Below are 20,388 nucleotides of genomic sequence, written 5' to 3'. Positions count from 1 at the left end.
AATTCCCCCGAATTAACTTTGCCGCACCTGCATCGCAGTCTAGCCTGGGACACCGGATCAGGAGGGCGCGATGAAGTACATTCTGCAGCAGCTGGAAGAACGCCGACAGCAGGCCCGGCTTGGCGGCGGCCAGCGGCGCATCGACGCCCAGCACGCCCGCGGCAAGCTGACGGCCCGCGAACGCATCGACCTGCTGCTGGACGAGGACAGCTTCGAGGAATTCGACATGTTCGTCGCCCATCGCAGCACCGATTTCGGCATGCAGGACGACCGCCCGGCAGGCGACGGGGTGGTGACCGGATGGGGCACCATCAACGGCCGCATGGTCTATGTCTTCTCTCAGGACTTCACCGTCTTCGGCGGATCGCTGTCGGAAACCCATGCCCAGAAGATCTGCAAGATCATGGACATGGCGATGCAGAACGGCGCGCCGGTGATCGGACTGAACGATTCGGGGGGCGCGCGCATCCAGGAGGGCGTGGCCAGCCTTGCGGGTTATGCCGATGTGTTCCAGCGCAACGTGCTGGCATCGGGCGTCGTGCCGCAGATCAGCGTGATCATGGGCCCCTGTGCGGGTGGCGCGGTCTATTCGCCCGCGATGACCGACTTCATCTTCATGGTGCGCGACACGTCCTACATGTTCGTGACCGGGCCCGACGTGGTCAAGACGGTCACGAACGAGGTCGTGACCGCCGAACAGCTGGGCGGTGCGTCCACACATACCCGGAAATCCTCCGTCGCGGACGGGGCGTTCCAAGACGACGTCGAGGCGCTGTCGGAGATCCGCCGGTTGTTCGACTTCCTGCCGCTGAACAACCGCGAAAAGGCCCCGACCCGGCCCTTCTTCGACGACCCGGCGCGGATCGAGCCCAGCCTGGACACGCTGATCCCCGACAACCCGAACCAGCCCTATGACATGAAGGAGCTGATCGCCAAGGTCGCGGACGAAGGCGATTTCTACGAAATCCAGAAGGATTTCGCGGGCAACATTATTATCGGCTTCATCCGCATCGAGGGGCAGACCGTGGGGGTCGTCGCGAACCAGCCGATGGTGCTGGCCGGTTGCCTGGACATCGACAGCTCGCGCAAGGCCGCGCGCTTCGTGCGGTTCTGCGACGCGTTCGAGATCCCGATCCTGACGCTGGTCGACGTTCCGGGCTTTCTGCCGGGGACCGGTCAGGAATATGGCGGCGTCATCAAGCATGGGGCAAAGCTGCTGTTCGCCTATGGCGAGGCGACGGTGCCCAAGGTCACGGTCATCACCCGCAAGGCCTATGGCGGCGCCTATGACGTGATGGCGTCGAAGCATCTGCGCGGCGATTTCAACTATGCCTGGCCCACCGCCGAGATCGCGGTGATGGGCGCCAAGGGCGCGGTCGAGATCCTGTATCGCAGCGAACTGGGCGATGCCGAAAAGATCGCCGCCCGCACCAAGGATTACGAGGACCGCTTTGCCAACCCCTTCGTGGCCGCTGAAAAGGGCTTCATCGACGAGGTGATCCAGCCCCGGTCCACGCGTCGCCGGGTGGCCCGCGCCTTTGCCAGCCTGCGCGGCAAGCGGCTGACGAACCCTTGGAAAAAGCACGACAACATTCCGCTGTGACGGACGGGGACGGGCGCGCGATGCACAAGGTCGTGAATGATGCAGCCGGGCCACAGGGGGGCGGCGCTTTGGCGCCCGCCTTCCTGCGTCCCTGTCTGATCGCGGCGGGCTTCTCTATCATGCCGCGCAGGCCGGCAGATCAACAAGCCGACCACAACCCGAGCAGCCGGGCGCAACACCGCCCGCCCTACAGGAGCATGTTTCCATGTCGAAAAAGATCATCCTCGGCCTCGTGCTGGTTTCCGCCTTCGCCGCGTGCCAGCGCCAGCAGCCTGCCGACGTCTATGTCCCGACCGCCCCGGCCGCGCCCATGGTCAACCCCGTCACGACCGAGCCTGTCTACAACAGCAAATTCGGCTAAGACGAGACGTCCGACAATTGCGCGCGGGCGGCCAGCCTGCCCGTGCGCAGCGATCCGGCCCGCGCGCCCCAGCACAGGGGCCCTGCCATGCTGAAGCATCGCGGCTTTCCCGGGCGTCTGCCCGGCACCGATTTCCAATTCGTCATCCGGCGCGAGAATCGCAAGAAGGGTGCCACGCCCATCACGCGCCGCGAACGGTTCAAGGACCGCAGGCCCGCCGACAAGCGCGCCGATGCGGGCTTTCTTTCGGCGTTGATCGCGCATTTCGGCGACGAACCCTTTCCCCGCGGCAATCTTGATGCCGGTCGGCTGTCCTGGCTGATCGGCCGCGAGGTCAAGCCGGTCGGCCAGTTCGACCCTGCCGATTACGACCAATTGCTGCAGGTCGACATGGCCGAGGCGGAGGCCGCCTTCCCCGAGCTGTTCGTCAAGGATGCGCCCCAGGAGTTCGACTGGGACGACCAGGACGGCTGGGACGACGACGAGGCCGACGACGACTGATGCGCAGGTTGATGCTGAACCCCTTGAAGTCACACGCATGTCAGTTTGACGCAGGCATCAGCTATGCGATAACCCCTTACCACCTCCCATCGGCCCCCGACGGGCCCATTACGACAGGTTTCTTATCATGCAGAAATTCTTCTCGCTTCGCGTTGCCGGCCTGGCCCTGGTTGCCGCCGGTCTTTCGGCTTGCGCCCCCGGCTATCAGGGCGGCGGAATCTCGCCCGACGCGCAGCGCGCCGCAGGCGGTGCCGTTGCCGGTGCCGTCATCGCGAAGGCCCTGGACGAAGACCTGGCAACCGGCGCCGCGATCGGTGCCGTCGGCGGCGCGCTGTGCGACGACGCCGGTGTCTGCCAGCGTCGCTACTGATCGCTGCGGCAACTTCTCACCCTATCGGCAGCCCGCGCCCGGCGCGGCTGCCGCCCAACCCACGGGATCTTCACCATGTCCAAATTCCTTGCTATCGCTGCCCTGGTCGGCACCACGGCCATCGCCGGCTGCACCCAAGGCATCAACCCGACCGACACTGACCGCGCGCTCATCGGCGCGGGCGTCGGCGCGACCGTCGCATCGGTCGGCGGCACCAACGTCGTCAAGGGCGCGGCCATCGGCGGCGCGGCGGGCGCACTGTGCAACGACTTCCGTCTGTGCCAGTGACCTGCTGATCGGCGCGCCCGGCGCGCCGACCGTCTGCAAAGCCGTCCGAAGCCCCGCGCTTCGGGCGGCTTTTTCACGTTCCGTCCTGGGGGGGAGCCCATGTTCAAGAAGATCCTGATCGCCAACCGGGGCGAGATTGCCTGCCGTGTAATCAAGACCGCCCGCAAGATGGGCATCGCCACCGTCGCCGTCTACTCCGACGCCGACCGCAATGCGCTGCATGTGCGCATGGCGGACGAGGCCGTCCATATCGGCCCGGCCCCTGCCAACCAGTCCTATATCGTGATCGACAAGATCATGGACGCGATCCGCCGGACTGGCGCCGAGGCCGTCCATCCCGGATACGGCTTTTTGTCCGAGAACATGAAGTTCGCCGAGGCGCTGGAGGCCGAGGGCGTCGTCTTCATCGGCCCCCCGTCCGGCGCGATCGAGCAGATGGGCGACAAGATCACCTCGAAGAAGCTTGCGCAGGCCGCGGGGGTCAGCACGGTTCCGGGTCACATGGGCCTGATCGCGGACGCGGACGAGGCTGCGGCCATCAGTGCCCAGATCGGCTATCCGGTGATGATCAAGGCCAGCGCGGGCGGCGGCGGCAAGGGCATGCGCATCGCCTGGTCCGACGAGGAGGCGCGCGAGGGTTTCCAGTCCTCCAGGAACGAGGCCGCCAACAGCTTTGGCGACGACCGGATCTTCATCGAGAAATTCGTGACGCAGCCGCGCCACATCGAGATCCAGGTCCTGGCCGACCAGCACGGAGGCGCGGTCTATCTGCACGAACGCGAATGCTCGATCCAGCGCCGCAACCAGAAGGTCATCGAGGAGGCGCCGTCGCCCTTCCTGGACGAGGCCACCCGCGCCGCGATGGGTCAGCAGGCAGTGGCCCTGGCCAAGGCCGTCGGCTATACCAGCGCGGGCACGGTCGAGTTCATCGTGGACGGAAGCCGCAACTTCTATTTCCTGGAGATGAACACCCGCCTGCAGGTGGAGCATCCCGTGACCGAACTGATCACCGGCGTCGACCTCGTCGAGCAGATGATCCGCGTCGCGGCCGGAGAGCCGCTGCCCTTCGCGCAGTCTGACCTGACGATCACCGGATGGGCGATGGAAAGCCGGCTGTACGCCGAGGACCCCTATCGCGGTTTCCTGCCCTCCATCGGACGTCTGACCCGCTATCGCCCGCCGGTCGAGGTGGCGGCGGGGCCGATGCTGACCGGGGGCAAGTGGCTGGCCGATGGCGCCCCCACGGGTGCGGCCGCGGTCAGGAACGACACCGGCGTCTATGAGGGCGGCGAGATCAGCATGTTCTATGACCCGATGATCGCCAAGCTGTGCACCTGGGCCCCGACCCGTGGCGAGGCGATCGAGGCGATGCGCACCGCGCTGGACGCCTTCGAGGTCGAAGGGATCGGGCATAACCTGCCCTTCCTGTCGGCAGTGATGGATCACCCGAAATTCGTCGCGGGCGACATCACCACGGCCTTCATCGCCGAGGAGTATCCCGACGGGTTCCACGGCGCGGCCCTGCCCCAGGACGAGATGCACCGCATCGCCGCCGCCGCCGCCGCCATGCACCGCGTGGCCGAGATCCGGCGCACCCGTATCAGCGGCCGCCTGAACAACCACGAACGCCATGTGGGCGACGATTGGGTGGTGTTCGCGGACAAGCAGGACTGGCCCGTCCGCATCACTGCCGATGCCCATGGCGCAAATGTCGCCATCGCGGGGCGCACGATCCGGGTCGAAGGCGATTGGCGCCCCGGCCAGTCGCTGGCGCGGCTGGAGGTGGACGGACGCCCCCTGGTGCTGAAGGTGGACAAGATCGCCGCCGGGCTGCGCCTGCGTGCGCGCGGGGCGGACCTGCGCCTGCATGTGCGTCGGCCCCGTGCGGCGGAGTTGGCACGGCTGATGCCCGAAAAGCTGCCGCCCGACACGTCCAAGTTCCTGCTGTGCCCGATGCCCGGCCTGATCGTGACGATCAATGTCGCCCAAGGGGACGAGGTTCAGGAGGGTCAGGCGCTGGCCACCGTCGAGGCCATGAAGATGGAGAACATCCTGCGCGCCGAACGCCGGGGCATCGTGAAATCCGTCAATGCCGCGCCGGGCGAAAGCCTGAAGGTCGACGACGTGATCATGGAGTTCGAATGATCCCCGCCCTGCCCGCCTATCTGCTGTCGGCCGGACTTGGGCTGGTGGGCGCGGCGGGCATCATGTCGGCGGTGGCGGCGCAGACCGTGCCCTTGCTCGGCACGCAGGTGCCGCTGGCCTATCTGCTGCCGCCGATCGTCGGGCTGGCGCTGTTCCAGCTGGTTTTTGGGGCATGCACCGGACGCTGGCGCGGGTGGCGGTTCTGGGCGGCGGCCATCCCGCTGTCGGCGGTTATCTGGGGCGCGGCATTGATGGCGCTGCTGGGCGGTCATGCGTCGTGGCAGGCCGCACTTGGCATAACGGCTGTCGGTCATGTCGCCGCAGGTCTGGCGGCGGTGTCGCTGACACGGGGGCGCGTGGCATGATGCGCGGGCGCTATCGCATCTCCTGCTGGCGCATCGGCATGCTGTCGATCAGGGACAGGATGTCCTCTGCCGCGACGGGTTTGGCCGAGCTCATCTTGACCCCGCCATCCTTGCCGATCAGCAGAACCTGGAACCCCTGCCCGTCGCGCAGCGCGTCTGCACCGGGTCCGTCGGTCAGGATGACCACCTCGCGTTCTGCCAACTGCTCCGCGTGTCCCTGCAGGTCGGCGATCTGCCGTGCGACCTGCGCCTCGGGTCCAAGGACGACGACAGGGCGCGCCTGCCAACGCAATGCGGCAAGCGTGTCCGCCTGCAGCGGCGCGGGACCGCGGGCGGTGTCGGCTGGTGCCATGGCAGGCCACAGGGCCAGGACGGTAGACAGGCAGAATCGGTGCATGATCGCTCCTTCCGAAACAGGACGCGCATGGCGCGGGACGGGTTCCCATGGCACCGCTTGACCAATGGCTCAGCCCGCAGCTGCAACAGGCGGTCGTCACCGGCCTTTTCGTGGCCATCGGTTGGATCGTTGTCGCGTCCCAGACCCGCCGCCGCGACGCCACGCTGCGCCGCGCGCGCGAGACCGACCTGCAGCGCGCCCTGCTGGCAGAGATCCGGGCGCATGTCTTTGCCCTGGAGCAGCAGGTGCCGTCGCCGCAGGACGCGGCCTTGCTGGTGTCGCGCATCGAGTCGGGAGATTTCGTGCCGACCCTGCCGCAGCAGGCCAACGACCGAATCTTTGCGGCCGTGATTTCCGACATACACATCCTGCCCGCACCGGTCATCGACCCGATCGTGCTGTACTATCGGCTGCTGTCGATCATGGGCGCGCTGGCCACCGACCTACGCCGGATCGCGCGCAGTGACGGCAAGCGGGCGGCGCAGATGATGGCCGATTACCTGGAGCTGATGGAGGAAACCCGCGATACCGGCCTGCAGGCGATGCGCGTGCTGACCGAATGCCTGCGCGGCGGTGCCGACGCGGTCGAGGCGATGCTGGACGAGGACGAGGCGCAGGCCGCGGCACAGATCGGTGCGCGCCTGCCGCAGGAACTGGCGCAGATGCGCGAGCGTCTGTCGGCGACCGAGTTCAGTAACCGATCTTCGGACCCGAGAGGCCGGTGATGGGACGCAATCCGATGGCGCGCACGATTTCGTTCGCACGGCTGACGGCGGTCGGTTTTGGCTTGGCTTCGCTGCGCAGCACGGGTGCGTCGGGTCGGGCGGACGCCTTGGGCGCGCGCGGTTGCGACAGGCTGCGGTCGGAACGCGAATTGGCCATGATCAACCCTCCTGCTGATCCGGCAACCGTACCGGATACCGGTCATGATATAGGGAACGCGCCGCAAATCCACAAGTTTCGCGGCCCTGCGCCTTATCGCATCAAGCTGCCGCGCCCGATCTCCTGCCGGCGCAGGGGCAGACGGTCGATAGCGCGGCCGATCTCTCTGGCATCCCATGGGACGGGGCGGCGGATCTTGACCTGTCCGTCCTTGTCGATCAACACCAGCGAGAACCCTTGCGGGCGCAGCTGCTGTCGCCACACGCTGTTGGCCGACGGGTCGCTGTCGAGCACAAGCACCACGTCGCGCGATGCCAGCGCCCGACCGTCACGGCGCAGCGATGCCACCTGGTCGACAAAGGCCGGGTCGTCCGCCGTGTCGGCAAAGATCACCACGGGGCGCGCCGTCCACAGGAACTGGTCCGGGTCGACCGTGGCGGCGTCCAGCACCTGCGGAGAGCCGTCGTCCAGGGGGGACGCGTCCGGCAGCGGGTCGGGCTCGACCCGCTGCGCGACCGGCGGCAGACGGGCGGGGTTGCGTTGCGGCACCGTGTCGCGCGGCTGCGTCGCGGCCGCCGCCCCGTCCGGTGCCCGGACGGCGGCGCCATCCGGCGGGGGGGCGTCGCGTGCGGGGCCCATCGCCGCAAGCGCCATCACGAATATCATAAATTTCAACTTCATCGGCACCTCGTCATGTCTTGAATATAGGGCAGGACCGTCGGCAGGAAAGGATGGATCATGACAAAACCCACGCTGGAGGACTGGCGCAAGCTGGCACAGGGCGAACTGAAGGGGCGCGACCCCGACAGCCTGACCTGGGACACGCTGGAGGGGATCGCCGTCAAGCCGGTCTATACCCGCGACGACCTGGAGGGGATGGACCACCTGGATGGCCTGCCCGGCATCGCGCCGTTCACCCGCGGCCCGCGCGCCACGATGTATGCGGGCCGCCCCTGGACCATCCGGCAATATGCTGGATTTTCCACGGCCGAGGAATCGAACGCCTTCTATCGCCGTGCGCTGGCCGCGGGGCAGCAGGGCGTGTCGGTGGCCTTCGACCTGGCCACCCATCGGGGCTATGACAGCGACCATCCGCGGGTCGAGGGCGATGTGGGAAAGGCCGGCGTCGCCATCGATTCGGTCGAGGACATGAAGATCCTGTTCGACGGCATCCCGTTGGACCGCGTTTCGGTGTCGATGACCATGAACGGCGCGGTCATCCCGATCCTGGCAAACTTCATCGTCACCGGAGAGGAGCAGGGCCATTCCCGTGCCGTGCTGTCCGGGACCATCCAGAACGACATCCTCAAGGAGTTCATGGTCCGCAACACCTATATCTATCCGCCCGAACCCAGCATGCGGATCATCGCGGACATCATCGAATACACCTCGGCCGAGATGCCCAAGTTCAACTCGATCTCGATCTCGGGCTATCACATGCAGGAGGCCGGGGCGAACCTGGTCCAGGAACTGGCCTATACCCTGGCCGACGGACGTGAATATGTGCGCGCGGCCATCGCGGCGGGGATGGACGTCGATGCCTTCGCGGGGCGGTTGTCGTTCTTCTTTGCCATCGGCATGAACTTCTTCATGGAGATCGCCAAGCTGCGCGCGGCGCGCCTGCTGTGGCACCGGATCATGTCGGAATTTGAGCCCAAGAAACAGGGCAGCCTGATGCTGCGCACGCATTGCCAGACGTCCGGCGTGTCCCTGCAGGAGCAGGACCCTTACAACAACGTCATCCGCACCGCCTATGAGGCGATGTCGGCGGCGCTTGGCGGCACGCAGTCGCTGCACACGAACGCGCTGGACGAGGCCATCGCCCTGCCTACGGATTTCAGCGCCCGCATCGCGCGGAACACCCAGCTGATCCTGCAGGAGGAGACGGGCATCACCCATGTCGTCGATCCGCTGGCGGGCAGCTATTACATCGAGAGCCTGACGGCGGAACTGGCGGAAAAGGCCTGGGCGCTGATCGAGGAGGTCGAGGAGATGGGCGGCATGACCAAGGCCGTGGCCAGCGGCATGCCCAAGCTGCGCATCGAGGAGACGGCGGCCCGGCGTCAGGCCCTGATCGACCGGGGCGAGGACGTGATCGTCGGCGTCAACAAGTACCGCAAGGAGGCCGAGGATCCGATCGACATCCTGGACATCGACAACGTCGCCGTCCGGGACAGCCAGATCGCCCGCCTGACCCGCATCCGCGCCTCGCGGGACGAGGGCCGCGTCACCGGGACGCTGGCCGAACTGACCCGCCGCGCCCGGGAGGGCGGCAACCTGCTGGAGGCCGCCGTCGAGGCTGCCCGCGCCCGCGCCACCGTCGGAGAGATCAGCACGGCCATGGAAGACGAATTCGGACGCCACCGCGCCGAGGTGCGCACCCTGGCCGGCGTCTATGGCGCGGCCTATGAGGGGGACGAGGGCTTTGCCCAGATCCAGCGCGACGTCGAGGCATTCGCCGTGGAGGAAGGCCGCCGCCCGCGCATGCTGGTCGTCAAGATGGGTCAGGACGGCCATGACCGGGGCGCCAAGGTGATCGCCACGGCCTTTGCCGATATCGGCTTCGACGTGGACGTGGGACCGCTGTTCCAGACGCCCGAGGAGGCCGCCCAGGACGCCATCGACAACGACGTCCACGTGATCGGCATCAGCAGCCAGGCCGCCGGCCACAAGACGCTGGCACCCAAGCTGATCCAGGCCCTGCAGGATGCGGGCGCCGGCGATATCCTGGTCATCTGCGGCGGCGTGATCCCGCAGCAGGATTACGACTTCCTGCGCCGTGCGGGGGTCAAGGCGATCTTCGGCCCCGGCACGAACATCCCATCCGCAGCCGCTGACATCCTGCGGCTGATCCGCGAGACGCGACCCTGAAATTTGCGTCCCGCGACGGCGGGGGGCCAGCCCCCCGCACCCCCCGTGGCCTGCGCGGAACCGTGAGGCCTGCTTGCCTCGCGGTGCGCGCTGTGAAACCCTGTACCCAAAGCGAATGGGTGAGACATGGACGACGGGCGCAACGGATCGGTCAAGCAGATCATCTGCATCAAGTGGGGTGCAAAGTTCGGTCCCGAATATGTCAACCGCCTGCATGCGATGATCGCCCGCAACATTACGCCGCCTTTCCGGCTGTTCTGTTTCACCGATGACGGGACCGGCCTGCATCCGGATGTCGCTGTGCGCCCGCTGCCCGATTTCGCCTATCAGGCCCCGGTCAACACCCGCGGCAAGTGGCCCAAGTCACGGTTGTGGGGGGACTTGGGCGACGTCACGGGGGTGGTGCTGTTCCTGGACCTGGACGTGATCGTCACCGGCAGCCTTGACGCGTTCTTCGAACATGGCGATCCGGACGACACGATCCTGGGCCTGAACCCCAACACGCCGTTCGAGAAGATGGGCCAGACCTCGGTCTATCGGATGCGGGTCGGCAACCTGGCGCCGCTGCAGAAGATCTTTGCCGCAGACCCACAGGCCGCCGCTGACAAGTACAAGTACGAACAGCGCTTTGTCACCCGCAACGCCCCGGGCGGGGTCAAGTTCTGGCCGCGCGGGTGGCTGGCCCATTTCCGCTTTCACTGCGTGCCGACATTCCCGCTGAACTATCTGCGCGATCCCAAGATTCCGCGCGGGACGCGCATCGTGATGTTCCCCGGCAGCCTGAACCCGCCCGACGCGATTCTGGGCCGATGGGACGAGGCCGACGAGGCCCGCGCCCCGTTGGATCACCTGCGCGCAGCCTTCACCGGCCAGCGGCGCGAGGGCTTCCTGAAGCATCTGCGCCATTATGTCCGGCCGACCCCGTGGGTGGCGCAGCTTTGGCGTGAATGATGCCTCTGCCCCGCGCGCCCGATCGTCTGCCCGATGAGATGGCTGCGGCATTGGGCCATGCCGTCGCGGCCTTCGGCTTTCTTGAGGAGGCGCTGAAGCGCGCGATCTTTTCGCTGACCCGAAAGGGTCTGGGCCAGGATGCGCAGGACCACGCCCTGGAGGCCTAGCTGCGCCGCATGGAGGAGATCGCCGACGACACCTTGGGCACGCTGATCGACAGCTTTCTGGCCGCCGCCCGCCGCAGCGATGGGGTCGAGCTGGGTGCGCTGCCACCGACGCTGACCGACCTGCGGCGGATGCGCAACCTGCTGTGCCATGCGTCCTGGCGGCCGGGGGCACGGCCCGGCATGTGGCACCCGACCTTCATCAACACCCGCGGAGAACGCCATCCTCATGACATGGGAGCGGAAGACGTCCTGCAGGTCCGCGACCGAACCCTGCAGGCGGCGCGCCAGGTCGTGTCGGTGATGCGGCGGACCGGGATCGATGGGGAATGGGCGGGCGCCGACCTGTGATCGGTTCGTCGGCACGCATGCCACAGGACCGCACCGCGACCGCATCGCGCGTTGCAACACGCGGCCCGGCGCGCTAACACCCGCAAAATCAAGGATGAGAGGCACTCATGTCGTCCCCCCTCCGCCTCGGCATCGCCGGGCTTGGCACCGTCGGGATCGGTGTCGTCAAGATCGTTCAGAAACACGCCGACCTGCTGGCGATGCGGTCGGGTCGCCCGGTGGCGATCACCGCCGTCAGCGCACGCGACCGCATGAAGAACCGCGACGCGGACCTGTCGTCCTATCGGTGGGAGGCGGACCCGATGGCGGTCGCCACCGCCGATGACGTCGATGTCTTCATCGAACTGGTCGGCGGGGATGCGGGCGTCGCGCGCGACAGCATCGAGGCTGCACTGCGGTCCGGCAAGGATGTCGTGACCGCGAACAAGGCGCTGCTGGCCATGCACGGTCAGCACCTGGCCAAGCTGGCCGAGGATCTGGGCCGCGTGATCCGGTTCGAGGCCGCCGTCGCGGGCGGCATCCCGGTGATCAAGTCGATAACCGAGAGCATGGCCGGCAACCGCATCACCCGCGTGATGGGCGTGATGAACGGCACCTGCAACTACATCCTGACCCGGATGGAGAGCGCGGGCCTGCCCTATGACGCCGTCTTCGAAGAGGCCCGCCAGCTGGGCTATCTGGAGGCCGACCCGACGCTGGACGTAGGCGGGATCGACGCCGGCCACAAGCTGGCGATCCTGTCGTCGATCGCCTTCGGCACCCAGGTCAACTTCAACGCGGTCGAGATCGAGGGGATCGAGCGCGTCAGCATCGATGACATCCACCGCGCCCGCGACATGGGTTACCGCATCAAGCTGCTGGGCGTTGCGCAGATGACCGCCCGCGGCCTGGAACAGCGGATGTCGCCCTGCTTGGTGCCCGCCGACAGCCCCCTGGGGCAATTGGTGGGCGGCACCAACATGGTCGTGATCGAGGGCGACAGCGTGGGCCAGATCGTCCTGCGCGGCGCGGGCGCGGGCGAAGGCCCGACCGCCAGCGCGGTCATGTCCGACATCGTCGAGATCGCGCGCGGCGTCCGCATGCCGGTCTTCGGACAGCCTGCCGGATCGCTGACCGCGGCCCAGCCCGCCCGCACGGCCGTGCCCGCAGCCTATTACATCCGTCTGGAGCTGCAGGACAAACCCGGTGCCTTGGCCAAGGTCGCGACGGTCCTGGGCGATGCCGGCATCTCGATCGACCGGATGCGCCAGTACGGCCAGCACAGCCCAGCCAGCGTCCCGGTCCTGGTCGTGACCCACAAGACCACGCCCGAAGCCATCGACTACGCCATCGAGGCCCTGCCCCGCACCGGAGTCCTGGTCAGCGACCCGGTCGAGCTGCGCATCGAGGAAGTATGAAAAAGGGGGCCACCGGCCCCCGTCCCGCGCCGCAAGGCGCTGATCGCGTCGCGCCCCCGTTTTCGGGGGCGCGTCCGTTTGGTCAGGCGTCCTTGCCCAGATAGATGTCGACCAGCTTGCCCAGCATCGCCAGCGCATCCTCGCGCGACCGCTGAAAGCTGTTGCGCCCGATGATCGAGCCGTTGCCGCCGCCGTCGCGGATCGCGCGGGCGTCGTCATAGACCGCATCGGTCCCCTTGGCCGCCCCGCCCGAGAACACCACGATGCGGCGTCCGCCAAAGCTGGCCTGCATGCAATGCTCGACCCGTTTGGCCTGGCTGGACACGTCGATCGCCTTCTCCTCGTAGACCTTCTTGGCCTCGGGCAGCATCAGGTGGTCGGTCGACAGCTTGATCTTGATGATATGCGCGCCGATCAGTGCCGCGATCTGGGCGGCATAGGCAGCCACGTCGATGGCGGTCTCCCCGTCCTTGGTGATCGCCTCGCCGCGCGGATAGGACCAGATGACGGTCGCCACGCCCTTGGCGGCGGCTTCCTTGCGCATGGCCACGATCTCCTCAAACATGTCCAGTGCCATGTCCGACCCCGGATAGATCGTGAAGCCGATCGCCGCGCAGCCCAGCCGCAGCGCGTCATCCACCGATGCGGTGATCGCCTGGTTCTTGCCCGCCGTGCCCGACATCAGGCTGTTGGCGCTGTTTACTTTCAGGATGGTGGGGATCTGGCCTGCAAAGGTGTCCGCACCCGCCTCGATCATCCCCAGCGGCGCGGCATAGGCGTTCAGCCCGGCATCGATCGCCAGCTGATAATGGTAATGCGGGTCATAGCCGGCCGGGTTCGGCGCAAAGGACCGTGCGGGACCATGCTCGAACCCCTGGTCCACGGGCAGGATGATCATCTTGCCGGTGCCGGCCAGCTTTCCGGTCATCATCATGCGGGCCAGCTGCGCCTTCACGCCCGGCGTCTCGCCCTCGTAATTGGCCAGGATGCGGCGCACCGTGTCGGTCATCTGCATGGGTCTCTCCTATTATTGTCGGGTGCTGGATAGCATGCGCCGGACCCGCGGCAATGCTGGTTACGCTAACAAATTCAGGCAGATGCGGTTTTCCGCCGCGTCGCGGCGCGGGCGATCCCTAAAAGCTTAATCACAGATGAATCGATTTTCTGACGAATTGTCCGCATCCTGCATGGCAGGGACAGACCCCGACAGGAGGATGCCATGTTCATGACCACGACCCTGGCGCATTATCAGCTGCCGATCTTCGGCATCGGGTCCAGCGCGCTGGAAACCCGCATCGGCGCGGACCAGCGGACGGTCTGGATGCGCCCCATCACGGCGGGTGCCAGCCAGACCGAACTGCTGCCAGCGTCCACGGTGCAATCGGCGGAACGCGTCACCCCGCCGATGGCCTATGCCCAGTGGCTCAAGATGCTTTGGGCTTATCAGGACGGCGCCAAGGCCGCACAGACCGGAGGCTGAGGCGCGCCGCCACCGGCGCGCCGTTCGCTCAGCGCTTGGCGGCTTCCAGTGCTGCGACGCCCGGCAGGGTCTTGCCCTCCATCCATTCCAGGAACGCGCCTCCGGCGGTCGAGATGAAGGTGAACTCCTCCGCCGCACCCGCCTTGTTCAGCGCCGCGACGGTGTCGCCCCCGCCCGCGACCGACACAAGCTGTCCCTGCGTGGTCAGTTCGGCCGCGGCGCGCGCGGCGGCATTGGTGGCAGCGTCGAAGGGCTCGATCTCGAAGGCCCCCAGCGGGCCGTTCCAGATCAGCGTCTTGCAGGCGGTCATCGCCTGACGCAACGCCTCGACCGTCTCGGGGCCGGCATCCAGGATCATCGCATCGGCCGGGCACTGATCGACGGGCAGCGTCTCGGACGCTGCGCCCGCCTTGAACTCGCGTGCCACGACGATGTCCACCGGCAGGTGGATCTTGCATCCGGTGGCATCGGCCTTTTCCAGGATGGCACGGGCAGTATCGGCCATGTCGCGTTCGGCCAGCGACTTGCCGACCTCGACGCCCTTGGCCACCAGGAAGGTGTTGGCCATTCCCCCGCCGATCACCAGATGGTCGACCTTCTCGACCAGGTTCGTCAGCAGGTCCAGCTTGGTCGAGACCTTCGCACCACCCACGACCGCCATCACCGGCCGTTGCGGATCGCCCAGCGCCGCGTCCAGCGCCTTCAGCTCTGCCTCCATCAGGCGGCCCGCACCCGCATACATCAGCCGCGCCAGCCCCTCGGTCGAGGCATGGGCGCGATGGGCCGCCGAGAAGGCATCGTTCACATAGGCACCGCCCAGCGCCGCCAGCGATGCGGCGAAGGTGCCGTCGTTCTGTTCCTCGCCTGCGTGAAAGCGGGTATTCTCCATCAGGGCCACCTGCCCCGGCTGCAGCGCCGCGACGACGCGCTTGGCGGGACCGCCGATGCAGTCGTCGGCGAAGACGACCGGCTGGCCCAGCGCCGCCTCCAGCGCGGGAACGATCTGGCGCAGGCTCATGCCCTCGACGCGCTGTCCCTTGGGGCGGTCGAAATGCGCCAGCAGCACGGGGATGCCGCCCTTGGCCTGGATGTCCTTGACCGTCGGTACGATCTTGTCGATGCGGGTGGTGTCGGTGACCTGGCCGTCCTCGACGGGGACGTTCACGTCGACCCGGGTCAGCACGACCTTTCCGTCAAGATCCATGTCGTCGATGGTGTTGAACTTTGCCATGTCGCATCCTTCAGGGTCCAAGAGTTGGCGAACTTGTCCCGCATGGCAGGCGCGGCGTCAACCGCGCCCGGTGGATGCGCGCCGCCCTGCCGGTCGGACCCCATAACGGTTTCGCGCGTTGCGCAGGGCAGCGACAGACCCTAGATCAAGGGTCGCACCTGACAAAGGAGGGCCTCATGGCCGAGATCAAGGACCCGGAAAACACCATCGTCATCCAGCTCAAGGACGGCCCCGTCGTCATCGAGCTGCTGTCCGACGTGGCCCCCAAGCATGCCGAGCGCATGAAGGAACTGGCCCGCGCCGGCGCCTATGACAACGTGGCCTTCCACCGCGTCATCGAGGGCTTCATGGCCCAGACGGGCGACGTGGCCCATGCGAACATGGAAAAGGACTACAACCCCGGCCGCGCCGGCACGGGTGGATCGGACAAGCCGGACCTGCCGGCCGAGTTCTCCAAGCTGCCCCATGACCGTGGCACCATCGGCGCCGCGCGGTCGCAGAACCCGAACAGCGCGAACAGCCAGTTCTTCATCAACTTCAAGGACAATCATTTCCTGAACGGCCAGTACACCGTCTATGGCCGCGTAATCGAGGGGATGGAGCATGTCGACAAGATCGCCCGCGGAGAGCCGCCGGTGAACCCGGACCGCATGATCAGCGTCAAGGTGGCCGCCGATGCGTAAGGCCGCGCTGATTCCGGCCTTGCTGATGCTGGGCACCGCCGCGACCGCGCAGGGCACCAACCCGCAGATCGAGGATACCGACGGCCCGAACATGGTCATCGAAGTTGCCGATGCCGAGGGCACCTCCAAGGGCACGATCGTGCTGGACCTGCGCGAGGATCTGGCGCCCAACCACGTCGCCCGCCTGGTCGAGCTGACGAATTCGGGTGCCTATGACGGCGTGGTGTTCCACCGCGTCATCGACGGCTTCATGGCGCAGACTGGCGACGTCGAGAACGGCCGTCAGGACGGCGACACGGCGATGGCCGGGATGGGCGGTTCCGACCTGCCCGACCTGGAGGCCGAGTTCACCGAACAGACCTTCGACCGCGGAACGGTTGGCATGGCGCGCGCCATGGATCCCAACAGCGCGAACAGCCAGTTCTTCATCGATCTGGCCCCGGCGCCGTTCCTGGACGGTGAATATACCGTCGTGGGTCAGCTGATCGAAGGCTGGGACGTGCTGGACTCCATCAAGAAGGGCGACGCCGCCACCAATGGATCGGTGACCGAGCCCGACTACATGATGACTGTGACCATCGCGGACGGTGACACGGCCGCCCCCGCTGAGGAGGCACCCGCTGCCGACGCCCCGGCCGAGGAAGCCCCTGCGGAAGACGCCGAGGGCTGATCCCCATGCGATCCGATCAGGGGGCCACGGTCCCCTGATCCCTCTCCCTGCGGGGACATCCCTTCTTTCACCAACGATCCGGCGCCATGCGCGGACGCGCCGCATGGCTCTCTGCTGCACTGCCGCATAATGGCCTTGCGGGACTGCGGTCGCCGCCCCTAGGATGCCGGGGTCATGACCAGCGCACCCCCACCCGCCACCGCATTGCAGATCACGCCCTCGGCCCCGATCAGCCGCGAGCTGCATGGGTGGCGTGCGAAATGCCTGCAGCGGCTGGTTCGGATGCAGCTTCCCGTCCCGCGCAGCTTTGCGATCCCTGCCGACACCGTCCGCATGATCGCCCAGGGACGGCGCATCCAGCCCGACGCCCTGTTGGACATCTTTGCGGGCAGCGGCTTGGTCAGCGTACGCCCCTCGGCCGCGATGCCGGAATGGGGCGGGCCGGGAACCGTCCTGAACGTCGGCATCAACGATGCGCTGCACGCGCGACTGGCCGAGGTGATCGGGCGCGATAATGCGGATGCGGTTTATTTGTCCTTCGTCCAGAGCTATGCGATCCATATCGCGCGGCTGAACCCAGACCTGTTCACGCAGGACGGCCCCGATGCCCTGGCTGCCAGCCTGCGCCACTACCAGGACGAGATGGACCAGCCCTTCCCCCAGGACCCCACGGAACAGCTGTCCGAGGTGCTGCGCAGCATGGCGCGTGCATGGGACGGGCCGACCGCCCGCCTGCTGCGTCAGGCCAAGGGTGCGCCCGCCGATGCGCCCTTGGGTCTGGTGGTGCAGGAAATGGCGCTGGCGCTTGGTCCGGGCATCTGCGGATCGGGCACGATCCAGTTCATCGACCCCGTCACCGGCACCCCGCGCGTCACCGGACGCTTTCGCGGCCAGCGCCACGGCGCGACCGTCGGGGCGGGCGCCGAGACGCTGTTCCTGACCCGCGACGACCGCGGCCCCGCGCTGGAGGACACCGCGCCCGAGATCTTTGCCGACCTGGTCCGCTTCGGCATCGCCGCCCGCGAGCGCCTGCGCGAGGAGATGCAGATCGAGTTCGTCGTGACCGAGGGCCGGATCAGCGTCATCGACGCCACCCGCGTGGCTCGCGGCAGCCGCGCCGGCGTCCGCATCGCGGTCAGCTTGGCGCGCGACGGGATCATCCCCCCCGAGGAGGCGCTGATGCGCGTCGAGCCCCGCGCCCTGGCCGACCTGCTGCACCACCAGGTCGACCCGCGCGCGCCCCGCGACGTGATCGCGCGCGGCATCGATGCCAGCCCCGGGGCCGCCACCGGGCGCATCGTTTTTTCCGCCGCCAGCGCGCAATCCGCCCATGCACGGGGAGAACCCTGTATCCTGGTGCGGCGCGAAACCGTGCCCGAGGACATCCGCGGCATGCACGCCTCGGTCGCGGTGCTGACCGAGCGGGGCGGCACGACCAGCCATGCGGCGGTGATCGCCCGCGGCCTGGGCCTGCCCTGCATCGTGGGCGCCAGCGGCCTGACCATCGACGCCCGCGCCCGCAGCGTGCGTGCCGGATCCCGCATCCTGCACGAGGGCGACGAGATCACCATCGACGGCAGCTCTGGCGAGGTTCTGGCGGGCGCGGCCGTCCTGCTGCCCCCCGCACTGGACGATGCGTTCACGCAGCTGATGGACTGGGCCGCTGATGCGGGCGGTATGGGCGTGCGCGCCAATGCCGACACCCCCGAGGACGCCCGCGCCGCCCGGCGGTTCCAGGCCCAGGGCATCGGCCTGTGCCGCACAGAGCACATGTTCTTCGACGCCGAACGCCTGCCCGCCATGCGCGAGATGATCTTTGCCGACACGCCCGATGACCGGCGCCTGTCCCTGGACCGCATCCTGCCCATGCAACGGCAAGACTTCGCCAGCCTGTTCGAGATCATGGCCGGCCTTCCCGTCACCATCCGGCTGTTCGACCCGCCGCTGCACGAATTCCTGCCCCATGACCGCGAGGGGCTGCGCGAGCTGGCAGAATCGCTGGACCTGCCGCTGTCGGACGTGACCCAGCGCGTGGAGGCTCTGACCGAATTCAACCCGATGCTGGGCATGCGGGGGGTCCGTCTTGGGATCACCGTTCCAGAAATCTATGACATGCAGGCCCGCGCGATCTTCGAGGCGACCGTCCAGGCCAGCCGCAAGGGCGACCCCGTCGTCCCCGAGATCATGATCCCGCTGGTCAGCGCCATGCGCGAGGTCGAGCTGGTCAAGACCCGCATCGACGCCGTCGCGGCCGCCGTCAGGAACGAGATGCGCACCGATTTCACCTATCGCCTCGGCGTGATGGTGGAAACGCCGCGTGCTGCCCTGCGTGCCGGCGACATCGCGGCCCACAGCGCCTTCCTGTCCTTTGGCACGAACGATCTGACGCAGATGACCTATGGCCTGTCGCGCGACGATGCCGGGCGCTTCATGGGGACCTATGTGGGCCAGGGGGTCTATGCCGAGGATCCCTTCCATGTCCTGGATCAGGACGGGGTCGGAGAGCTGTTGCTGATCGGCGTGCAGCGCGCCCGCGCGCAGGCTCCGGGCATCACCCTGAGCGTCTGCGGAGAGCATGGCGGCAACCCCGAATCCATCGCGTTCTGCCATCAGGCGGGCGTGGATTACGTGTCCTGTTCACCCTTCCGCGTGCCGGTCGCGCGGCTTGCGGCGGCGCAATCGGCCATCAGAAACCGCCCGCCTGTGCCCCGGTCGTGATTCTGCAACTGCAAGTTGCTGATTTGGCTGGACATAACATCTGACCCTTACACCCATGTGCCGGAAGTTGCCGGTTTCCGCGCAAAGGCGTGGCGGATTGCTGCCCAAAACTGCCCCGAACGGGCCGGTTCCGGGCCTCACGCCAAAGTGGGATGGCACAGCAGATGCCGAAAATCCTAATCACATCGTCAGCCCGCCCGGCGCGACAGACCATCCCTGTCGACCGGGCATTAATGCCCCGTCAACACGGGACCTTGTATAGGACTGTACATGCCCAAGCTGTCGAAACGGCTGGCGCACGCTCTTTTATGTGCGGCAACAGCCATGCCCCTTCTGACGACCACTGCCCTTGCCGGGGGAAACGGATCGCTTTTTTCCGCCGATACCGGCATGTTCGGCGCTTTGCAAGCCGCCGCGAACGCGCCGCGGCCCACGCCGCTGCTTTATACCGACGCGATGCCCGTCACGGTCGAGATCACTCCCGATGAGCCCGTCGAAACCCTGCATCTGGCCAACACGCGCAAGGTGATTTCCCGCGCCGATCTGGACTGCATGGCAGAGGCCCTTTACCACGAGGCCCGCGGCGAGGGCCGCCAGGGTCAGATGGCCGTGGCCGAGGTCATCCTGAACCGCGTCGACAGCGGCGCCTTTCCCCGCACCGTCTGCGGCGTGATCAACCAGCCCAGCCAGTTCAGCTATACCATCGGCGGCGCCAAGCCGATCCGCAACAAGGCCGCCTATCTGCGTGCCCAGGACATCGCGGCCGAAGCCCTGGCCGGCGCACCGCGCCAGTTGACCGGTGGCGCCACCTATTTCCACACCCCGGCGGTCAGCCCGTCCTGGTCGCGCCGTTTCCAGCGCACCGTCCAGATCGGCCGCCACATCTTCTATCGCACCAATCAGCGCGTCGCCTCGAACTGAGGTCTGCGGCGGGGGTTGCCCGCGCCGCGGATTTGCTGT

23 protein-coding genes are annotated in these 20,388 nt (G+C 67.2%); 18 read left to right on the top strand and 5 right to left on the bottom strand.

Annotation, left to right across the window (positions count from 1 at the left end; translation table 11 throughout):
* Positions 1-70 precede the first annotated feature (70 nt).
* The 7 genes from SY26_RS02375 to SY26_RS02350 all read left to right on the top strand — a co-directional run bounded on the left by SY26_RS02375 (position 71) and on the right by SY26_RS02350 (position 5,633).
* A complete protein-coding gene (locus tag SY26_RS02375) occupies positions 71-1,603 on the top strand; it encodes an acyl-CoA carboxylase subunit beta (RefSeq protein ID WP_045999110.1) in 1,533 nt (510 codons plus the stop codon).
* 205 nt (positions 1,604-1,808) lie between these two features.
* The gene (locus tag SY26_RS20910) at positions 1,809-1,964 is read left to right on the top strand and encodes a hypothetical protein (RefSeq protein ID WP_157001723.1); all 156 of its coding nucleotides are present in this window, start codon (positions 1,809-1,811) and stop codon (positions 1,962-1,964) included.
* 87 nt (positions 1,965-2,051) lie between these two features.
* Positions 2,052-2,465 (top strand): hypothetical protein, encoded by a 414-nt coding sequence (locus SY26_RS02370; RefSeq protein ID WP_045983965.1) that lies wholly within the window; start codon positions 2,052-2,054, stop codon positions 2,463-2,465.
* A gap of 127 nt (positions 2,466-2,592) precedes the next feature.
* Positions 2,593-2,835 (top strand): hypothetical protein, encoded by a 243-nt coding sequence (locus SY26_RS02365; RefSeq protein WP_045999109.1) that lies wholly within the window; start codon positions 2,593-2,595, stop codon positions 2,833-2,835.
* Between the two features lie 75 nt (positions 2,836-2,910).
* Positions 2,911-3,123 (top strand): hypothetical protein, encoded by a 213-nt coding sequence (locus tag SY26_RS02360; RefSeq protein WP_042246739.1) that lies wholly within the window; start codon positions 2,911-2,913, stop codon positions 3,121-3,123.
* Positions 3,124-3,222: 99 nt separating this feature from the next.
* Positions 3,223-5,268 (top strand): acetyl/propionyl/methylcrotonyl-CoA carboxylase subunit alpha, encoded by a 2,046-nt coding sequence (locus SY26_RS02355; RefSeq protein ID WP_045999108.1) that lies wholly within the window; start codon positions 3,223-3,225, stop codon positions 5,266-5,268.
* Positions 5,265-5,633 carry a hypothetical protein gene (locus SY26_RS02350; protein WP_045999107.1) on the top strand — a complete coding sequence of 123 codons (369 nt, stop codon included), beginning with the start codon at positions 5,265-5,267 and terminating at the stop codon, positions 5,631-5,633. Before SY26_RS02355 ends, SY26_RS02350 begins: the two co-directional genes overlap by 4 nt.
* A 10-nt stretch (positions 5,634-5,643) precedes the next feature.
* Here SY26_RS02350 and SY26_RS02345 read toward each other — a convergent pair whose 3' ends face one another.
* A complete protein-coding gene (locus tag SY26_RS02345) occupies positions 5,644-6,030 on the bottom strand; it encodes a DUF4174 domain-containing protein (RefSeq protein ID WP_084693644.1) in 387 nt (128 codons plus the stop codon).
* A gap of 47 nt (positions 6,031-6,077) precedes the next feature.
* Here SY26_RS02345 and SY26_RS02340 point away from each other — a divergent pair, with 47 nt between their 5' ends.
* A complete protein-coding gene (locus tag SY26_RS02340; protein WP_045999106.1) occupies positions 6,078-6,755 on the top strand; it encodes a hypothetical protein in 678 nt (225 codons plus the stop codon).
* Here the strand turns inward: SY26_RS02340 and SY26_RS20905 are convergent.
* Both SY26_RS20905 and SY26_RS02335 read right to left on the bottom strand, forming a co-directional pair.
* The gene (locus SY26_RS20905) at positions 6,721-6,912 is read right to left on the bottom strand and encodes a hypothetical protein (RefSeq protein ID WP_045984253.1); all 192 of its coding nucleotides are present in this window, start codon (positions 6,910-6,912) and stop codon (positions 6,721-6,723) included. The genes SY26_RS02340 and SY26_RS20905 overlap by 35 nt on opposite strands.
* Before the next feature lie 93 nt (positions 6,913-7,005).
* Positions 7,006-7,593 carry a DUF4174 domain-containing protein gene (locus SY26_RS02335; RefSeq protein WP_045999105.1) on the bottom strand — a complete coding sequence of 196 codons (588 nt, stop codon included), beginning with the start codon at positions 7,591-7,593 and terminating at the stop codon, positions 7,006-7,008.
* Between the two features lie 57 nt (positions 7,594-7,650).
* Between SY26_RS02335 and scpA the strand changes: the two genes are divergently transcribed.
* The 5 genes from scpA (at position 7,651) to SY26_RS02315 (ending at position 12,646) form a co-directional block, all read left to right on the top strand.
* Positions 7,651-9,783, top strand: a complete 2,133-nt coding sequence (gene scpA / locus SY26_RS02330; protein WP_045999104.1) for a methylmalonyl-CoA mutase — start codon at positions 7,651-7,653, stop codon at positions 9,781-9,783.
* A gap of 126 nt (positions 9,784-9,909) precedes the next feature.
* On the top strand, positions 9,910-10,734 hold the full coding sequence (locus SY26_RS02325; RefSeq protein WP_045999103.1) for a hypothetical protein: 825 nt from the start codon (positions 9,910-9,912) through the stop codon (positions 10,732-10,734).
* Entirely contained in the window at positions 10,731-10,901 is a 171-nt protein-coding gene (locus tag SY26_RS20900) for a hypothetical protein (RefSeq protein ID WP_198143075.1), read from the top strand. The genes SY26_RS02325 and SY26_RS20900 overlap by 4 nt, the downstream gene beginning before the upstream one ends.
* Before the next feature lie 9 nt (positions 10,902-10,910).
* Positions 10,911-11,249 (top strand): hypothetical protein, encoded by a 339-nt coding sequence (locus SY26_RS02320; RefSeq protein ID WP_052715086.1) that lies wholly within the window; start codon positions 10,911-10,913, stop codon positions 11,247-11,249.
* A gap of 107 nt (positions 11,250-11,356) precedes the next feature.
* Positions 11,357-12,646, top strand: a complete 1,290-nt coding sequence (locus tag SY26_RS02315) for a homoserine dehydrogenase (protein WP_045999102.1) — start codon at positions 11,357-11,359, stop codon at positions 12,644-12,646.
* Positions 12,647-12,728: 82 nt separating this feature from the next.
* Here the strand turns inward: SY26_RS02315 and SY26_RS02310 are convergent, their stop codons facing one another.
* Positions 12,729-13,661: a class I fructose-bisphosphate aldolase gene (locus SY26_RS02310; protein WP_045999101.1), complete on the bottom strand. Its 933-nt coding sequence runs from the start codon at positions 13,659-13,661 to the stop codon at positions 12,729-12,731.
* 204 nt (positions 13,662-13,865) lie between these two features.
* Here SY26_RS02310 and SY26_RS02305 point away from each other — a divergent pair, with 204 nt between their 5' ends.
* A complete protein-coding gene (locus SY26_RS02305; RefSeq protein ID WP_045999100.1) occupies positions 13,866-14,126 on the top strand; it encodes a hypothetical protein in 261 nt (86 codons plus the stop codon).
* A gap of 28 nt (positions 14,127-14,154) precedes the next feature.
* Here the strand turns inward: SY26_RS02305 and pgk are convergent, their stop codons facing one another.
* The gene (pgk, locus tag SY26_RS02300; protein ID WP_045999099.1) at positions 14,155-15,357 is read right to left on the bottom strand and encodes a phosphoglycerate kinase; all 1,203 of its coding nucleotides are present in this window, start codon (positions 15,355-15,357) and stop codon (positions 14,155-14,157) included.
* 176 nt (positions 15,358-15,533) lie between these two features.
* Here pgk and SY26_RS02295 point away from each other — a divergent pair, with 176 nt between their 5' ends.
* From SY26_RS02295 to SY26_RS02280, 4 genes are all read left to right on the top strand, one after another.
* The gene (locus SY26_RS02295; protein ID WP_042251774.1) at positions 15,534-16,040 is read left to right on the top strand and encodes a peptidylprolyl isomerase; all 507 of its coding nucleotides are present in this window, start codon (positions 15,534-15,536) and stop codon (positions 16,038-16,040) included.
* On the top strand, positions 16,033-16,710 hold the full coding sequence (locus SY26_RS02290; protein ID WP_045999098.1) for a peptidylprolyl isomerase: 678 nt from the start codon (positions 16,033-16,035) through the stop codon (positions 16,708-16,710). The genes SY26_RS02295 and SY26_RS02290 overlap by 8 nt, the downstream gene beginning before the upstream one ends.
* A gap of 174 nt (positions 16,711-16,884) precedes the next feature.
* Positions 16,885-19,428: a putative PEP-binding protein gene (locus SY26_RS02285; protein WP_045999097.1), complete on the top strand. Its 2,544-nt coding sequence runs from the start codon at positions 16,885-16,887 to the stop codon at positions 19,426-19,428.
* Between the two features lie 324 nt (positions 19,429-19,752).
* Positions 19,753-20,349, top strand: coding sequence for a cell wall hydrolase (locus tag SY26_RS02280; RefSeq protein WP_052714635.1), 597 nt, complete (start codon positions 19,753-19,755; stop codon positions 20,347-20,349).
* Positions 20,350-20,388 lie beyond the last annotated feature (39 nt).

This window comes from Paracoccus sp. 228, from assembly GCF_000967825.1.
Taxonomy (GTDB): Bacteria; Pseudomonadota; Alphaproteobacteria; order Rhodobacterales; family Rhodobacteraceae; genus Paracoccus; species Paracoccus marcusii.
Note: the sequence above shows the minus strand (reverse complement) of the source record. Positions and strands in the feature narration are given on the sequence as shown.

Coding starts and splice junctions, on each gene's coding strand:
- SY26_RS02375 (WP_045999110.1), top strand. CDS start 71: ATGAAGTACATTCTGCAGCAGCTGGAAGAACGCCGACAGCAGGCCCGG.
- SY26_RS20910 (WP_157001723.1), top strand. CDS start 1,809: ATGTCGAAAAAGATCATCCTCGGCCTCGTGCTGGTTTCCGCCTTCGCC.
- SY26_RS02370 (WP_045983965.1), top strand. CDS start 2,052: ATGCTGAAGCATCGCGGCTTTCCCGGGCGTCTGCCCGGCACCGATTTC.
- SY26_RS02365 (WP_045999109.1), top strand. CDS start 2,593: ATGCAGAAATTCTTCTCGCTTCGCGTTGCCGGCCTGGCCCTGGTTGCC.
- SY26_RS02360 (WP_042246739.1), top strand. CDS start 2,911: ATGTCCAAATTCCTTGCTATCGCTGCCCTGGTCGGCACCACGGCCATC.
- SY26_RS02355 (WP_045999108.1), top strand. CDS start 3,223: ATGTTCAAGAAGATCCTGATCGCCAACCGGGGCGAGATTGCCTGCCGT.
- SY26_RS02350 (WP_045999107.1), top strand. CDS start 5,265: ATGATCCCCGCCCTGCCCGCCTATCTGCTGTCGGCCGGACTTGGGCTG.
- SY26_RS02345 (WP_084693644.1), bottom strand. CDS start 6,030: ATGCACCGATTCTGCCTGTCTACCGTCCTGGCCCTGTGGCCTGCCATG.
- SY26_RS02340 (WP_045999106.1), top strand. CDS start 6,078: ATGGCACCGCTTGACCAATGGCTCAGCCCGCAGCTGCAACAGGCGGTC.
- SY26_RS20905 (WP_045984253.1), bottom strand. CDS start 6,912: ATGGCCAATTCGCGTTCCGACCGCAGCCTGTCGCAACCGCGCGCGCCC.
- SY26_RS02335 (WP_045999105.1), bottom strand. CDS start 7,593: ATGAAGTTGAAATTTATGATATTCGTGATGGCGCTTGCGGCGATGGGC.
- scpA (WP_045999104.1), top strand. CDS start 7,651: ATGACAAAACCCACGCTGGAGGACTGGCGCAAGCTGGCACAGGGCGAA.
- SY26_RS02325 (WP_045999103.1), top strand. CDS start 9,910: ATGGACGACGGGCGCAACGGATCGGTCAAGCAGATCATCTGCATCAAG.
- SY26_RS20900 (WP_198143075.1), top strand. CDS start 10,731: ATGATGCCTCTGCCCCGCGCGCCCGATCGTCTGCCCGATGAGATGGCT.
- SY26_RS02320 (WP_052715086.1), top strand. CDS start 10,911: ATGGAGGAGATCGCCGACGACACCTTGGGCACGCTGATCGACAGCTTT.
- SY26_RS02315 (WP_045999102.1), top strand. CDS start 11,357: ATGTCGTCCCCCCTCCGCCTCGGCATCGCCGGGCTTGGCACCGTCGGG.
- SY26_RS02310 (WP_045999101.1), bottom strand. CDS start 13,661: ATGCAGATGACCGACACGGTGCGCCGCATCCTGGCCAATTACGAGGGC.
- SY26_RS02305 (WP_045999100.1), top strand. CDS start 13,866: ATGTTCATGACCACGACCCTGGCGCATTATCAGCTGCCGATCTTCGGC.
- pgk (WP_045999099.1), bottom strand. CDS start 15,357: ATGGCAAAGTTCAACACCATCGACGACATGGATCTTGACGGAAAGGTC.
- SY26_RS02295 (WP_042251774.1), top strand. CDS start 15,534: ATGGCCGAGATCAAGGACCCGGAAAACACCATCGTCATCCAGCTCAAG.
- SY26_RS02290 (WP_045999098.1), top strand. CDS start 16,033: ATGCGTAAGGCCGCGCTGATTCCGGCCTTGCTGATGCTGGGCACCGCC.
- SY26_RS02285 (WP_045999097.1), top strand. CDS start 16,885: ATGACCAGCGCACCCCCACCCGCCACCGCATTGCAGATCACGCCCTCG.
- SY26_RS02280 (WP_052714635.1), top strand. CDS start 19,753: ATGCCCCTTCTGACGACCACTGCCCTTGCCGGGGGAAACGGATCGCTT.